Consider the following 14,437-nt stretch of genomic DNA (forward strand, 5'->3'; position numbering starts at 1 on the left):
ACTGTCAGGAAGAACTGGAGACCATGTGATGGAAGCAACACGAGGCATTCGCAACAACAACCCCGGCAACATCCGCCACGGCGACAACTGGGCACGGCCTGGCCAAGGTGCAGCCGGACCCCGCCTTCTGCCTGTTCAACGCCCTCAGTACGGCATCCGGGCCATGGCAAGGGTGTTGACCAACTACCAGCGCCGCCACGGCATCAAGACCGTGCGGGGCATCATCAACCCGGTGGGCGCCTCCCAAGGAGAACGACACCGCCGCTGACGTGGACCATGTGGCCCAGGTGCTGGGTGTGGATCCGGACGAGCCCCTGGTGGTGATCGGCGCCCGCCCCGGCTCATTCCGGTGATCATCAAACACGAAAACGGCCAGATGCCCTACAGCGATGCACCAGATCGCCACGGGGATCCGCATGGCCACCACCTAAAAAAAGGAGACGCCCATGTTTTTGACAGCCATTGCAAGTTCCGCTTCCCACATCCTTGGCCGCATGGCCCTGGCCGTTGCCAGTGAAAAGATCCTCACCCGCCGGTGATCCTGGGGCTGAAGAAGCTGGCTAAACGGACCACCAACACCGTGGATGATGAGCTGGTGGCCTTCGTGGCCGAGGAATTGACCACCCGAGACCTGCCCGAGGCTGAAAAGGCCCTGGCTAAATAACCCTCACAAGCCACTTTGAGGGGAAAGAGCTGTGACACACCCGACAAATGAACCTCTGCTTTTGTGACCTGGTCGACCTGGGTGCACGCTACAGGTCTGGCCCTCATCCGTGTGCTGGTGCGTTTTTAGCTACACCCAGACCTTGGAGGCCAAAGAAGAGATTTTTAAAACTCAGCTTAAGATGTCTCAGCTGGAGCTGAAGATAGCCCGGCATATTCCCAAGGCTGAGATTCACACGTTTGCGGACTTCAGCGCGCGTTCTTACTTTGAAACCCGATTTCGACAAACGCCTGGACGAACGCTTTTCCATGTTCGAACAGCTCATCAAAAAATAAGGAGAAAGACCCATGAGCACAAAAATCACCCTGACCATCGACGGCACCGCCATTGATTTCGACGTTACCCCCGCCCACCATGAGCGCCTGATCAACGAGATGCAGCCCACCGACAAGGTTCAGCCCACCCATAACTTCCTGGTGCGCTGTGTGGCCCCGGAGAGCAAAGAGGCCCTGAAGCCCTTCCTGGAGAACCCCACCCACGTGATGGCCATCGGCACCCATCTGATCAACAAGGTGGTGCCCGCCATCGAGGTGGCGGTGGGGGAGTAGAACGGATTGCCGCCGGGATGAGAGAACTCCGCTCTATCCCAGATGACGGCCTTCTCCCACAAGTCGTACCGGGGCGTGAGGTGACGCCCAGGGCCATGGGGGAAGCGCTTTTCCTGGAAAAGGACTATTGGGAAAAACAGCGCATGGCCACTGCCGCAGGCGTGGCCATGATAGAACGGAAGGTGATGCATGGCAAACCAGCTTCAAAAACTGATGTTCACCATCGACCTGATGGACAAGGTGACCGGCCCGGCGGGGAAAATCAAAAACTCCCTGGAAGGCGTGACGGACACCTTCAGCAAGGTGGCGGGCGGGGCTGCCGGGGTGGCTGCCGCCGGTTACGCGGTGTCGGCCCTGACCGCCCCGGCCCAGGAGTTCAACATGGCCATCGGCGAGGTGCGAAGCCTGGACGTTGCCCAGAACTCCCTGGACATGCTGGCGGACAAGGCCATCGCTTTTTCCGTGAAGTATGGGGAATCGGCCAAGGACTTTGTGTCGTCGTCCTACGACATCCAGTCGGCCATTGCCGGGCTCTCCGGAGAGGAGCTTTCCTCCTTCACCAACGCTTCCAACATCCTTTGCCAAGGGGACGAAATCCGACGCCGCAACCATCACCGATTACATGGGCACCATGTACGGGATCTTCGCCGACTCCGCCAACGCCATGGGCAAGGCGGACTGGGTGGAACAGCTCACCGGGCAGACGGCCACGGCGGTGCAGATGTTCAAGACCACCGGCTCCGAGATGGCCGCATCTTTTTCCGCCCTGGGGGCCAAGGCCACTTCGGCGGGCATCGACCAGGCCGAGCAGATGGCGGTGCTGGGATCGCTCCAGGCCACCATGTCCGGCTCCGAGGCCGGGACCAAGTACAAAGCCTTCCTTGGCGGGATCGGCGGGGCCCAGGAGAAGCTGGGGCTCTCCTTTACCGACGCCAACGGGCGCATGCTGGGGATGGTGGACATCCTGCAGAAGATCCGGGGCAAGTTCGGGACGCTGGACGTGGCCGAGTCCGACGCACTGAAAGAGGCCTTCGGCTCCGACGAAGCCGTGGCCATGATCGATTTGCTGTTGCCCAAGGTGGGCAAGCTGGAAGGCGACATGAACGCCCTGGGCAAGGTGAAGGGCATGGAAAAAGCCATGACCATGGCCGATGCCATGGTGGACCCCTTTCAACGGTTGAACCAGGGGACCAAGGCCCTGCGCATCGGCCTGGGGCAGGCGCTTGCCCACACTAATCCCTGTGGTGGAGACCATGGCCGAAGGGGCGGGGACCATGCCGGTTGCGGCCAATCCCACCCTGACCAAATACATCGGATACGCGGTGATCGGGGTGGCGGGCCTGGCCACAGGGTTGGCTGCCTTTGCCATGGCAGGTGGCGTGGCCAGTATGGCCACCATGGGCTGGGGCGTGGCGGTGAGTGCGGTGTCGGGCATCATGGCCGTGTTTCGGGGCGTGATGATCGCCGGGCAGATCGCCATGTGGCTCATGAACACAGCCATGTGGGCCAACCCGGTGCTGCTCATTGCCGGAGGCGTGGTGCTTCTCACCGGGGCCATTGCCGCCGCCATTTACTACTGGGACGACCTGAAGGCCGCCTTCATGGACTCCTCCTGGGGCAAGGCCATCGTGGGGGCATCGATTGGGTGATGGGGGGCTTTGCCAAGCTGGGGGACGCCTGGAGCTGGGTGAAGGGAAAATTCTCCTGGATACCCGGGGTGGGGGACGATCCCGTGGCCGAGGCGCCGAAGACGTCGCCTTCCCTGGAGGCGCCCAGGCAGGCGGCGGTGCCTGCGGGGGGCGTGTCTCAATCCATAGCCACGGCTGTCTCCAACACCAGCACAAGCTCTTCTCAAACCGTGCATGTGGGGAAGATCGTTACATCCCGGCCCATCAACGCACAGGAGGTCACCAAGCAGCTGGTGATGGCATCGTAAATGGCAATGTATCTTGACCTGTTGATTGAAGACGACGACCTGGTCCTGGACGACATGCGACACCATCACGGATCGGGACGTCATCGCCCAGGACCTGGTTCATATGATCCGGGAGGAGGGCTTCCGCCCCTGGTGGGCAACCGGAACCGGGGGCTGGTGGACCGCACCAAGATGATGATCACCCTGGCCGTGGATAACGATGTGCGCATCGTGCCGGGCTCCGCCGCCATCGACGAGGTGAAACCCGGGGAATTCTATCTGAGGGCCGAGACCATGGACTTTGGCCCCATCGGCTTTTCGCTGGAGGTGTGATGACGGACGTATACGAGCAGATGCTGGTGGACGCGGGGATCCCCGTCTCCCAGGATGCCATGGAAACCGAGTGGCGGGCCATCAACGCCGAGGAGGAGGTGGGCATCGCCAACGACTCGGAGTGGGCCCCCTTCTGGCGGCTGATCACGGCCATCGCCACCAAACCGGCCATGTGGCTGGTGCAGCTCCTGGCAACCCAGGTGCTTCCCGACTTCTTCCTGAAGGACGCCACCGGGGCCTGGCTGGAGCTGCTGGCCTGGGCCGTGGACTTAGAGAGGAAAAAAGCCGCGACCACCCGGGGGGTTCTCGTGCTTACCCGGGAGGCCGCCGAAGGGGAGGTAACGGTGGAGGCCGGGATCCTGGTTGCCACGCTGCCCATCAACACGAAGATCTACCGGGTGCGCACCACCCAGGAGGTGATCATCCCGGACGGCGTGATCTCCGCCCAGGTGCCGGTGGAGGCGAAGTGCCCGGCACGGCCCACAACCTCGGGCCAGATCACCGTGCTGCCGGAGCCAGTGTCCGGAATTGCCGCCGTCACCAACGAGGCGGAGTGGATCACCATCGCCGGGGCGGATGCGGAGTCCGACGACTCCCTCCGGCTGCGATGCCGCAACCAGTTCTCCGCCGTGGGCCAGTGACCCACGACACCCGCGTACCGGGCGGATATCTCCCTGTTTGCAGGTATCCAGGCCGAACTCCGTCTGGTTCGAACACCGACGCCCCGAGGCCGAAGACGCCAACGCCTTCGTGATGATCGACTCCGGGTCAAGCCGTCCCAGTCCTTTGTAGACGGCATCAACACCTACATCCGGGACCGGCAGGTCCGCGGCCATGGGGACGATATGCTGTGCTTCCCCATGCCGGAGAAACCCGGGGAACTGGTGGTGACCGTGTACCACGACGGGGTTCTCTCCGGAGAGAGAATCGCCGCCCTGAATCAGGCCGTGTCGGACCGGGTGCGATTCGCCTTTCGCGAGAACCAGGATTTTTCGAAAATTACCCGGACCATGCCCTTTTCAAGGTTCTTCTTTTCCACACTGGCCTATGAGCTCCACCAGCAGCTTCCGGACTTAAAGTCCGTTTTGCTCAGCCTGGGGGACATCGTCAGCACCATGGAGATCCCCACGCTCTCCTTCCTCACCGTCAACACGGAGGTGGCCTGATGACGGAACTACCCGCCTTTGATCTGCCCGTCTGGATGAACAAGGGCCAGGTGGCCAAGCTGGCAGCCGCCGCCCACCGCTGGTTCACCCGCCTGGGCGAATGGGCCCTCTGGCCCCTGAAGCAACTGGACCCCATGACCTGCCGGGAAGCCGTGCTGGAGCTCATCGCCTGGCAACGCGACATCACCCAGTTCAAGGGCGAGCCCCTGAACCTCTTCCGCCTGCGAGTCCGTCACGCCTACGCCAACGCCCGGGACGCCGGAAGCGTGGAGGGCTTCGAACAGATTTTCGAGCGCCTGGGCGTGGGCTACGTGGAGCTGGAAGAACGCATGCCGGGCCGCGATTGGGACGTGGTGGCCATCCGCCTATCCGACAACCAGCTGGCCCAAAATGAAAGCCTTTTGTCCGAATTGATTCAACACTACGGGCGGACCTGCCGCCGCTACAATGGAAGATCATCACCACCATTCCCATGGAGATCCAGGTGGTGGACGTTTCCAATGATCACCTGACCGAAACAGCCATATTGGAGGAACCATGAGCAGTGCAATCACCGCCCTGGGCCAGACCCGCATCAACCAGCTACGGGGCGAGGAAAACACCCTCGTCATCGAACGCGCTGGTGCTTGCCCTGGTCCCCGGCCTGGACCCATCCCAACCCGTCGACCACGAACCAGCAAATGCCGGACCCGGCCCACATCATCCTCCACACCATCGATGATGCCCACAAGGGCTACGTGAACCCGGAGCGGGTGGGTGTTCTTGTTCTGATCCTGGGCTCCGATGTCGGCGGTATGTCCTTTAACTGGATCGGAACCGTGGAGGCGGTGACAGGCAATGTGATCACGGTGACCACCACGCCGGAGACGCCGAACGAACCTGGGCACGAATACCACAGGGAACAACATCACCCGGAACGTGATGATGCGGTTCCAGGATGCCAGGCGCTGACGGGGGTGAGTGTGTAGGCGGAAGCACTGGCAGTTTGATTACACCACGTGATCGCCAGCGAGGAAGCTGAGGAGCATGATGGGGATGCGGGGGGCGCATGGAGGCATTCGGGATGCCTTTGCGCAGCATGCTGGCAATAAGGCCAACCCCCACACGGGGTGACTGCGGAGCAAACGGGGGCATGCACGGAAGAATAAAGTGAAGACCCTTTAATAAGGAGGTGGGGAAAATCGATTTCTTTGATTGTGAGGTGCCGCCAACTGGGTGGTTGGAGGCGAATGGGGGGGAGTGCCCGGAGGCCTCCGCAGTACTTAACGCACTGCTTGCAGGACGGCATGGGGTGGGGGGAATGGGCGGACTTTGTTGCCAGATCTCCGGGGGGAGTTTGTGCGTGGTTGGGATCACGGGCGTGGTGTTGATCTGGGGCAAAAGTGGAAGCAATTGAGACCAATAAGTCAAGGCTCACAATCATAAATTCAATACCTATAGCAAAAGTAGCCCCGGTGGTGGCGCCTGTTATGGCCCTACGGATAACTCCTCCGGAGTTAATACATCAACCACGAGAAGCACCGAAGAACCCGGCCGCACAAACATGGCTATGCTCGTACTGCTACACGGGAACTATGGAAATGAACAATGATATATCCATGGGATGAGCGAAGCAGAGAAGCCTTACCATCTGTTGAAAAACCTGATAGCCACTGTAACCCCATCGGGCGATGTGAAACAGCTATCCCCAGGCCCCCAAAATATCCATTCTGGTTACGCAGTCCGCGCCGCCTTGACCGATGAAGGGTGGTTTCGAGGGAATGGGGAGGTGGTCATCGACGAAGCGTGATACCACTTACTGGACCCAAGAACGGAGCAAAACATCTCATCACGGATTTGGCTGTTGATGTGCCTGCAGGGTGTCTCACAACCGAACCGTCGTCATCCTATCATCGGACTCACGATGGGTCTGTATGGATTGTCGATGTATTAATGCTCCTCCACTGCCAAGCGCCAGGAACGGGACGGAAAGCTTTTAGCCTCATACAGTCCCGCCATCGAACAGCTCACCCGCTGGATCGATTCCTCCGAAGACAACCCCAACGCCCAGGCCCACTACAAAACCCAACGCGCCGCCTGGCACGCATGGGCCGATGCCCTGTGCGATCTTCCCGACCAGCCCGGCTGGCCCTGGCCTGAAGGGGACGTCCCATGGCCCGAACAGCCCCCCAAACCCACGAGGTACACAGCCCCATGATGCAACTGGATGATTTTAAGGTCCCAGGCGAAAACTTCTCATCGCTAAAAGGCAACCTGGAGTTCCGGACGGAGGATATGACCGGGGAGACATCGGGGACCGATGCCGTGGAGAAGGGGACCAAGCCCAGAAATTCCTCGGGTGTTCCTTGATCCCTTTCACTATGGCAACGGACCTGGGGGGCCTGATCCGACCGCCGAGACCTCAACGAAGGAGACCGGAAGATCTGGACCATCACGCACCCCACGGCCGATGGTGGCGATGCGCCCAGTGCAGTTCCGAGCATGTGAACTGGGAGGAGGCAGGGAGCTTGCAATTGGAAGGTCTCGCTTACCCTTCGAGGAGGAATGCAAGAGCAACCCGGAACGGGTGGAGGTGCGCCAGCCGGTGAAGCTTCAGGCATCGTGGCGGAACGGGCGCGGGGCGGATTCTGATGATGTTCTGGAAAACGCGGAGGCCTTGACGTGAAGCTGGAAAAGATAGTGATGGTGGCCGGGCAACCGGTGCCCCTGGTCCGGGAGCACGTGAGCCTGGATATCTCCACGCCGGGCCGACTGCGCCGTAATGGCGATAGCCCCTTTCAGGTATTGTGGAGATGGCCATGGGCGATGCCCGGAAGGATCCGGTGGCGTTTTTCACCGGGTTTGTGGTTCGAAAGCTCACACGGTGGACGCCAGGCAGCAGCGCCTTTTTTGCCGCGAAGTTTCGGCGGTGCTGTGGGGCTCCTTGCCCGTGTCGATCCGGAACGCCTCCTTGCGGGACGTGCTGGGCGTCTACACCCGGAAAACCGGGCTCTCCTTTGTACCGGAGGCGTCCTATGCGGACACCCCATGCCCGGCTTTCCAGACCATCGCCAACGGCATCCACGGCCTGGATTCCATGGGTGCCGTGTTTTCCATCCCCAATTACATCTGGCAGCAGCAGGGCGATGGCCAGGTCTTCGTGGGGGCCTGGGAGGACAGCCGGTGGGCGGGTAAGCCCTTCACCGTGCCGGAGACCTTCTTCCAGGACGTGCAGCTGGACGGCACCAAGACCCTGCAAGCTATTCCCGGGCTGCGGCCCGGTGTGCAGATGAACGGGCAGTACATCACAAGCCTGCAACTCAAAGAACACTTTATGGTGGTGACATGCGCGAAGCGATTAGACGCATAGTGCTCCGGATGTTCCCGGGAGCTCTCCGGAGGCTATCACCTGGACCGGTACGCCCGGGCTGGTGAAGATCTCCGACCCGCCCGTGGCCGGTGCAACCTGTGACCGGTTCCGGCCCTACTGGGCGGCGGACATCGAGATCCTGACCCCCGAGGGCGAGCCCGCCCCGGATTTCCCCCGGTTCGAAGCCGTGCCCCTGCCCGTACCGGGCAGCAGGGCCCGATGCCGGGCTTTTTCTTTGGCCCCGGCCCGGAACCATCGTCACCGTGCGGTGGGTGGAGGGCCGCCCCGATCACCCGGTAGCGATCCAGCACGTCTACCCCATGGGGCTCTCCATGCCAGGGGTGCCGGATGGCTCCGGACTCTGGCAACAGCGCCCGGGTGTTCACCAGCTCCACGATGCCGCAGGCAACTGGAGTGGACAACAGACCAGGACATCCTGGACGCCGCCCGGAACATCGAGGAGGTGGCCACGGCCCTGCGAAAGCTCCCAGGCCCAGACCGTGGACGATACCGCAAGCGGGACCCGCTCCGAGTCGTCCGGAGAAAAGACGGTCACCGTCTCCGGCAACCATGCCGAGACCGTGGGCGGATCCTCCACCGAAACCGTCACCGGCCCCAAGGCCATCAACGCCGCCGCCGTGACCCTGGCCGCCCCGGCCATCACCATCGGGGCCCCGGGTGGCGTCTCCCTTCTGCCCACCCTAACCAGCGCCCTGGGCGCAATCAAGGATGCCCTGTCCGCTCTGGCCAGCCATACCCACCCCGGGGTGGGCCAGTCTTCTGCAGCCGGCACAGTGGCAGCCAAGGCCACCGCCGTGGCCGTTGCAAAATCCGACATCGACTCCATCCAGGCAAATGCAACTGGCTCCGGCCGATCCAGCCGCCGGTACCACTCCTTCCACCACACCTCGAATCCGTGATCCTCCAATAACAACGGGCTTCTCAGCCCACGGCACAGGCAAAATCCCTGTGCCGTTTTTTTAGCACCGACGGGAACCACCCAAAGCCCCGCTATCCGTGAAAAATCCCAGACCCGGAAAAATTTCACTCCTCCACACCTCACCTTCGATAGGCTTGGAGCGTTTTTTTGCAACTAAGGGGGTGGTGCAACAGGGGGATGGGAGCCCGTTGTTACTGGGTCTTCGTCGATTTTCTCGAATTGCAGAGTTTGCATTGCTTCGCAGGTAATCGAAATCATAGTGAACTATAATAGAGCTTTTCTATAAATCTAAATGGGTATAGATGTGACACTTCTAACAAGTGTATTATATGGGGATTCATGTTGGGGTAACTTCAATTTTTCTATGGAAGGGTTGTGTTACCTAATAATTATATGGCATATAAACGAGGCTGTTCTGTTTAATATATACAAATTGTTTGGTTCTCCGTCATTCTTGTAATGGAGGCCGATCCCTCTACAAAGGTTAAGGACGAAGCCTGTAAACGAAAATCGGTCGAAATGGCTTAAGAGATGTAGCGGTTTTGAGTAGCGAACTCCTTGCCTTTTTGTCCCAGACCTCGCTTTCCGAGGATAATCGATTCGGATGAAGCCAGATGCCCTATAAACATGACGGAAAGCTCATTGTTTCAAGTATAAGGCCGTTATAGCATGATATGCTGCAGTACTGTTCGCAGCCAGAAAGGACAGGTTAAAGACTAACGATGTTACGCTTCAAAATAATTCCTAAAAATGTCATTGATTCAGTACCGGCATATTGGCGAGCTCGATTTCGGGTCGCTGAGCACAATTTAAGTAATATTCTCAGCGGTAATCATTATACCGATCGCATGAAATTGTGTCGTGCTAATGGGACTTATCGCTTAAGTGTGATGGGTGAGGATTTATTTATTGTGTCTCCAGACAGGTGGTACATTTATAAAAACGGTGTTAGCGCAAGGGTCAATAAGCTATCAAAAACATATGGCTATGGAGACTATTACAGCATCTCTGAGTCTGATGTTGTAGTTGATATTGGCGCCAATATTGGTGAGTTCTCAATGTTTTGCAGTAAACTTGGAGCAACGGTTTATTCAGTTGAAGCAGATGATAATGTCTTCAAAACATTAACAGCTAATGCTGCTCAAAAAAATATTGATACGAACAACTACGCGATATGGAATAAAAATGAGCAAATTGAATTTTTCTCCGAAATTGACACCGCCGATAGTTCATTGATTCAGCCATTAGGAGGTGCTGTATCCATTACCAAAGAAGCCGTTACACTTGACTGGTTGATACAGCAAAAAGGAATCAATAAAATTAAGTTAATCAAGTGTGATGCTGAGGGTGCTGAACCTGAAGTTTTAGAAGGTGCTGCTAACGCTCTCAAAATTGCGGAATATGTTACCTTTGACTGTGGGAAAGAGCGAAGAGGAGAATCAACGATCGATGAATGCATAGAGATCTTGAAAAATAATGATTTCGAAATTCTCCAAGGGGAAAAGACGGGGCGATATATTCTTGTAGCGAAGAATAAAAGGTTCGTATGATTTAAGGGTTTGATAATGTATGGCTTGATTTGTGAAAGGATAATATTATCCATTCAGCGTTAGGCAGATGCATCGGCAACTCGATACCCCAACCCTGCTTGTATTTCCAAAAAGAAGGCTCATTACTAATCAATAGTGTGCCTTCTTTACATGCATGAATTGGCTGTTTTCCGTTACAGTTCGTACAGTTCGGCGTAAGTGTCCTATTTTATAGTGCTCTCTTAGAGACTTAAAATCCCTCGGCCGCAAGGCTGTACGAGTTCGATTCTCGTTCCGGGTACCATAAAAATCATTGAATTTCAGGGGATTATAAAGGGCCTCTCGATTAAATCGAGAGGCCCTTTTTTTTTGTCAAATGTTCTGGAATAGGTCCCAAAATGCTTGTCATTACGCTATTTCCGTACAGTTCCCGTATAGTTTCGGGGGGCTGGGAACTGACGGGAAATGTGCGGCTAAGATTTTGTAGTATTTAGTCGTTTGTGAAGTACTGCAATGTTTTGCGCTGAACGTATAAAAATACGTTAAAAAATTATTTTATTATATGCTACATGGTAAAAATTTGTCATCAATATTTTTAAATATTTTAAAGTAAAGTGGGCTATTCATCGTCGGGGCTTTTGGGCGGCTGGATTGGCCCCAATGTGAACCTTTCCGACGCTTCGACCAGGTGCTGCGGGGAAAGATGGGCATAAACCATGGTGGAGGTGATGGACTTGTGCCGCATCAGCTCCTGGATGGCCTTGAGGGGTTCGCCCTGCATGGCCATGACACTGGCGAAGGTCGTGGAAGTGGTACTTTTCGTATCCGGCGGCCCGTGCCGCTCGTTTGAACATCTGCCCGATATACGTGACGGTCGTCCATCTCCAGAGGGTTTTGCGTACGGGGGCTTTTTCCATCCGGGTGATGCAGCACTCCGACCTATACGGCATGCTGTGATTGGAACCCCGGGACTCTTGAGCATTATTGTTTGGCTGAGATCCGCAGGAAGCCCTTGGGGTTGTCGATGTCCTGGGGCGTAAGCCGGAGTGCCTCACCGGAACGCAGCCCCAGGTAGGCCGTGAGGGTGCAGAAATCGTAAAATTCCGGGTCTTCGATCTTCTCCATGATCTCTGTGAGCCGGGGGATTGGGATGTCGCGCACCGTCTTGGGTACCGCCGGTGCCTTTGGAAAGATCAATGGCTTGGCGTAGCCCCATTCCGTGGCTTTTTTTAAGGCCGCCTTGACGTGCCGATACACCTTGGCCACGTAGGCCGAGGACAACCCGTCCTGAAGAAGGCTGCTGGTAAGCCGGTCGATATGGCGCCCGTTGATCTCAATCATGACAGTACCCCCAGCATTCGCTGGCCTTGTTCAGGGCCTGTTGATACAGCTTGAACGTCCCATCGGCCCGGGTCGCCTCGATGTAATCAAGGAGTTCCTCTTTGTAATTTCCCCAGGCAACTTCCATTAGGGAATCCTTGCATTTCTGTTCCATGAGAAGCTTCTTTGCAAGCTTCGGGTCTTTTGTGGCCCGGCTGTTCCCGGGAAGGCAGAGAGCCTTCCGCCGGGTCCTTGTGTTGCCTTTGCTCTTGCTTTTGGACGTAGCAGGCTTGGCCTCTTCCCATTCCGCGAAAAAGCCTCCGTATGTCGGATGTCTCCAGAGGTGAGCAAGGCCATTGCCGACTATACAGCCTGGCAATGCGAAAAGCTGGGCCGTGACATCAACCCCGATGAACTGGTTTTCCGCTTAAAGAGTGCCGGCGCAAAACGCGTGGTGCTGCGGTCCCCCTCATTTCAAAAGCTGGCCACCACCCAGGTGGCCCAGGCAGACACCCAAACCCTGAACTATGCGGGGGGGGGAAGATGAGTAAGGCCTTGCCCGACATCTCCTTTTCAGACATCCTCCCGCGCGTCTATCTCCTGAGACGAAAGCATCCGGGCAGCCGCCCACGCCATCGATGACGACCTGAAGCAGATCAACCGGGCCATCGACACCTTATATATGTACAGCCGGCGAGACGAGATAGAGGAGCCCCTCCTCTCTCACCCACCTGGCCTGGCAGTTCAAGGTGGACTTCTGGGACGACAGCCTGACCCTTGAAAAGAAGAGGGCCCTTGTCAGGAACTCCGTGGCCCGTCATCGACAAAAAGGAACCCCGTCCGCCATCGAGGGCGCCATCGCCGACGTGCTCGGCGGCGGAACCGTGGAAGAGTGGTGGACCTACGACGGCCAGCCCTACCACTTCCGGGTACGCGTGGAAGTCACCGACCAGGGCGTCACCGATCAGGCCTACGCCTGGGCCGACCAGCTCATCGAAGCCTACAAGAACGTCCGTTCCAAGCTTGATGCCGTGATTACATACCTGAGAGGGCAGGGCACAATCCACATGGCCATGGCCGGACAATACGCCGAAACCGTCTCCGTCTTCCCCTGGCAACCCGAAAACCTGGAAGAGTCCGGGCCCGTCTACTTTGGCCTGGGAACTCAGATGATCGAAACCACCTGCATCTATCCCTAAAAAAGGAAACACCAATGGCAGAATCTTATTTCACAACCTTAACCAACACCGGCAAAGCGATGTTCACCGACTCTATCCCCGGTCCTGGGCAAGTCGGTCTCGTTTTCAACTCTGGCCGTGGGAGACGGCAACGGATCCTACTCGGGCCTGGATCTGGCGGCCATGCTGCAGCGAACGACCCTCATCAACGAAGCGTGGCGCGGCAGCATCAACCATATTTCTGTGCATGAACCCAACGAACTGGCTGGTGGTGGAGGCGTTAAACCCATCGGGTGTGGGGGACTTCGACACCCGGGAGGTGGGTATCTTAGATCCCGATGGTAACCTCATCGCCATCGGTAAGTATCCCCATACCTACAAGCCCAAGATTACCCAGGGTGCTTCAAGGATCTCTACGTGAAGATGATCCTGGAGGTGACGGACACTGCTGCAGTGTAGCTGAAGGTGGCTCCGGCGGTTGTGTTGGCGACGAGGGCGCATGTGGCGGATCAGTTGAAGGCTTATCCGGAGATGGTAAGGAAGGATGAGCATGGGAATGTGTCAATTTCGGGTGATGTGAGCATCAAAGGCAAGAGAGTTTCATTTTACGAACCTGGTGATGACATCAACTTATCCTATGTTCCCACGGATGCTGACATAATCCGGCGGCGTATGCTTGAACGGGATGGGTCGAGCATCTTGCGGTTAAGATACCCGGATCTTTTTACCAAAATTGGAACCATGTATGGGGGAGTTGACGAATTGCATTTTAGTCTGCCCGATGACCGAGGCCTTTTTCCTAAGTATTGGGACCACGGGGCTGAGATTGATCCTGACGCTTGATCCCGAACAAATAGAGGGGATGGCATAACAGGGGATAATGTTAGTACAAAACAATTGTCTGATAATTAAGGAACATTCTCATGCATTAAACACTTTTGCGACAAATTCTCCTGGGCCTGGAGCAGCCTATGGCTCAACAACAAACAGTTCAGCAGCCATCACTTCTAAGTCGGGAGGTGCTGAATCCAGGCCTATAAACAGATATAAATGGGGGGGATTTTTTACTAATTGCATCTCTTTATAATGCACATCCAGAGACCGGCGAATACCTTGTGGAAAGAGACTCTATCCCACGTCAAAATCTAATGTGGTCTAACGAAACACATTCTTTGGAAGAACGGTGGCTTTATAATCCTAAAACATAATCATTGCAGTCTCCACCTGAAATCAGCAACAATGAGGTTGCTGTCTTAGAATATCACAAATGGGTTGTTAAGTCAGATTACCGTGGTCAGTTTTTTTGATACAGTTTCTAATGAAGCACATAGCATCTCGGAGATAAGAATTACTCCTGATTCTGCCTGGACGGATAAAGATCCTCTACCAAATTCGAGATGGAAAGGTAATGAATTTTTGGGAAACGGATCTGTCC

General features: G+C 56.7%; 18 protein-coding genes and 3 pseudogenes. 19 read left to right on the plus strand and 2 right to left on the minus strand.

The window, feature by feature from the left end:
• Nucleotides 1–28 precede the first annotated feature (28 nt).
• The 14 genes and pseudogenes from ACOYW1_RS05290 to ACOYW1_RS05355 all read left to right on the plus strand — a co-directional run bounded on the left by ACOYW1_RS05290 (nt 29) and on the right by ACOYW1_RS05355 (nt 10,525).
• A complete protein-coding gene (locus ACOYW1_RS05290) occupies nt 29–268 on the plus strand; it encodes a hypothetical protein (RefSeq protein ID WP_482421950.1) in 240 nt (79 codons plus the stop codon).
• Between the two features lie 267 nt (nt 269–535).
• The gene (locus ACOYW1_RS05295; RefSeq protein WP_482421951.1) at nt 536–664 is read left to right on the plus strand and encodes a hypothetical protein; all 129 of its coding nucleotides are present in this window, start codon (nt 536–538) and stop codon (nt 662–664) included.
• 347 nt (nt 665–1,011) lie between these two features.
• Nucleotides 1,012–1,272: a putative phage tail assembly chaperone gene (locus ACOYW1_RS05300; RefSeq protein WP_180136644.1), complete on the plus strand. Its 261-nt coding sequence runs from the start codon at nt 1,012–1,014 to the stop codon at nt 1,270–1,272.
• A 17-nt stretch (nt 1,273–1,289) separates the two neighbouring features.
• Nucleotides 1,290–1,427: pseudogene (locus ACOYW1_RS05305) on the plus strand (DUF6890 family protein); the annotation flags it as partial.
• 368 nt (nt 1,428–1,795) lie between these two features.
• Nucleotides 1,796–3,208 (plus strand): phage tail tape measure protein, encoded by a 1,413-nt coding sequence (locus ACOYW1_RS05310; protein WP_482421952.1) that lies wholly within the window; start codon nt 1,796–1,798, stop codon nt 3,206–3,208.
• Nucleotides 3,209–3,520, plus strand: a complete 312-nt coding sequence (locus ACOYW1_RS05315) for a DUF2590 family protein (RefSeq protein WP_482421953.1) — start codon at nt 3,209–3,211, stop codon at nt 3,518–3,520.
• The gene (locus tag ACOYW1_RS05320; protein WP_482421954.1) at nt 3,520–4,161 is read left to right on the plus strand and encodes a baseplate J/gp47 family protein; all 642 of its coding nucleotides are present in this window, start codon (nt 3,520–3,522) and stop codon (nt 4,159–4,161) included. Before ACOYW1_RS05315 ends, ACOYW1_RS05320 begins: the two co-directional genes overlap by 1 nt.
• Before the next feature lie 204 nt (nt 4,162–4,365).
• Nucleotides 4,366–4,686 carry a hypothetical protein gene (locus tag ACOYW1_RS05325; protein ID WP_482421955.1) on the plus strand — a complete coding sequence of 107 codons (321 nt, stop codon included), beginning with the start codon at nt 4,366–4,368 and terminating at the stop codon, nt 4,684–4,686.
• Nucleotides 4,686–5,198, plus strand: coding sequence for a phage tail protein (locus ACOYW1_RS05330; RefSeq protein ID WP_482421956.1), 513 nt, complete (start codon nt 4,686–4,688; stop codon nt 5,196–5,198). The genes ACOYW1_RS05325 and ACOYW1_RS05330 overlap by 1 nt, the downstream gene beginning before the upstream one ends.
• 168 nt (nt 5,199–5,366) lie before the next feature.
• The gene (locus ACOYW1_RS05335) at nt 5,367–5,654 is read left to right on the plus strand and encodes a hypothetical protein (RefSeq protein ID WP_482421957.1); all 288 of its coding nucleotides are present in this window, start codon (nt 5,367–5,369) and stop codon (nt 5,652–5,654) included.
• 1,183 nt (nt 5,655–6,837) lie between these two features.
• Complete coding sequence (locus ACOYW1_RS05340) at nt 6,838–7,035, plus strand: hypothetical protein (RefSeq protein WP_482421958.1); 198 nt, start codon at nt 6,838–6,840, stop codon at nt 7,033–7,035.
• A 574-nt stretch (nt 7,036–7,609) separates the two neighbouring features.
• On the plus strand, nt 7,610–8,035 hold the full coding sequence (locus tag ACOYW1_RS05345) for a hypothetical protein (protein ID WP_482421959.1): 426 nt from the start codon (nt 7,610–7,612) through the stop codon (nt 8,033–8,035).
• Nucleotides 8,036–8,298: 263 nt separating this feature from the next.
• Nucleotides 8,299–8,955, plus strand: a complete 657-nt coding sequence (locus ACOYW1_RS05350; RefSeq protein ID WP_482421960.1) for a hypothetical protein — start codon at nt 8,299–8,301, stop codon at nt 8,953–8,955.
• 742 nt (nt 8,956–9,697) lie between these two features.
• Entirely contained in the window at nt 9,698–10,525 is an 828-nt protein-coding gene (locus tag ACOYW1_RS05355; protein ID WP_482421961.1) for an FkbM family methyltransferase, read from the plus strand.
• A gap of 960 nt (nt 10,526–11,485) precedes the next feature.
• On the opposite strand, the gene ACOYW1_RS05360 is transcribed toward ACOYW1_RS05355, so the two are convergent.
• Nucleotides 11,486–11,845, minus strand: a complete 360-nt coding sequence (locus ACOYW1_RS05360; protein WP_482421962.1) for a hypothetical protein — start codon at nt 11,843–11,845, stop codon at nt 11,486–11,488.
• A complete protein-coding gene (locus tag ACOYW1_RS05365; protein WP_482421963.1) occupies nt 11,838–11,972 on the minus strand; it encodes a hypothetical protein in 135 nt (44 codons plus the stop codon). The genes ACOYW1_RS05360 and ACOYW1_RS05365 overlap by 8 nt, the downstream gene beginning before the upstream one ends.
• A 195-nt stretch (nt 11,973–12,167) precedes the next feature.
• Between ACOYW1_RS05365 and ACOYW1_RS05370 the strand changes: the two genes are divergently transcribed.
• The 5 genes and pseudogenes from ACOYW1_RS05370 to ACOYW1_RS05390 all read left to right on the plus strand — a co-directional run bounded on the left by ACOYW1_RS05370 (nt 12,168) and on the right by ACOYW1_RS05390 (nt 13,845).
• Nucleotides 12,168–12,371 (plus strand): hypothetical protein, encoded by a 204-nt coding sequence (locus ACOYW1_RS05370; RefSeq protein ID WP_482421964.1) that lies wholly within the window; start codon nt 12,168–12,170, stop codon nt 12,369–12,371.
• Nucleotides 12,372–12,552: 181 nt separating this feature from the next.
• Nucleotides 12,553–13,023: pseudogene (locus tag ACOYW1_RS05375) on the plus strand (phage tail protein I); the annotation flags it as partial.
• Between the two features lie 117 nt (nt 13,024–13,140).
• A pseudogene (locus ACOYW1_RS05380) lies at nt 13,141–13,191 on the plus strand (hypothetical protein); the annotation flags it as partial.
• Between the two features lie 58 nt (nt 13,192–13,249).
• Nucleotides 13,250–13,423 carry a phage tail-collar fiber domain-containing protein gene (locus ACOYW1_RS05385; protein WP_482421965.1) on the plus strand — a complete coding sequence of 58 codons (174 nt, stop codon included), beginning with the start codon at nt 13,250–13,252 and terminating at the stop codon, nt 13,421–13,423.
• Between the two features lie 251 nt (nt 13,424–13,674).
• Nucleotides 13,675–13,845, plus strand: a complete 171-nt coding sequence (locus ACOYW1_RS05390; protein ID WP_482423664.1) for a phage tail protein — start codon at nt 13,675–13,677, stop codon at nt 13,843–13,845.
• The last annotated feature ends 592 nt before the right edge of the window (nt 13,846–14,437 follow it).

The organism is Desulfoluna sp. CYM3A, from assembly GCF_056829965.1.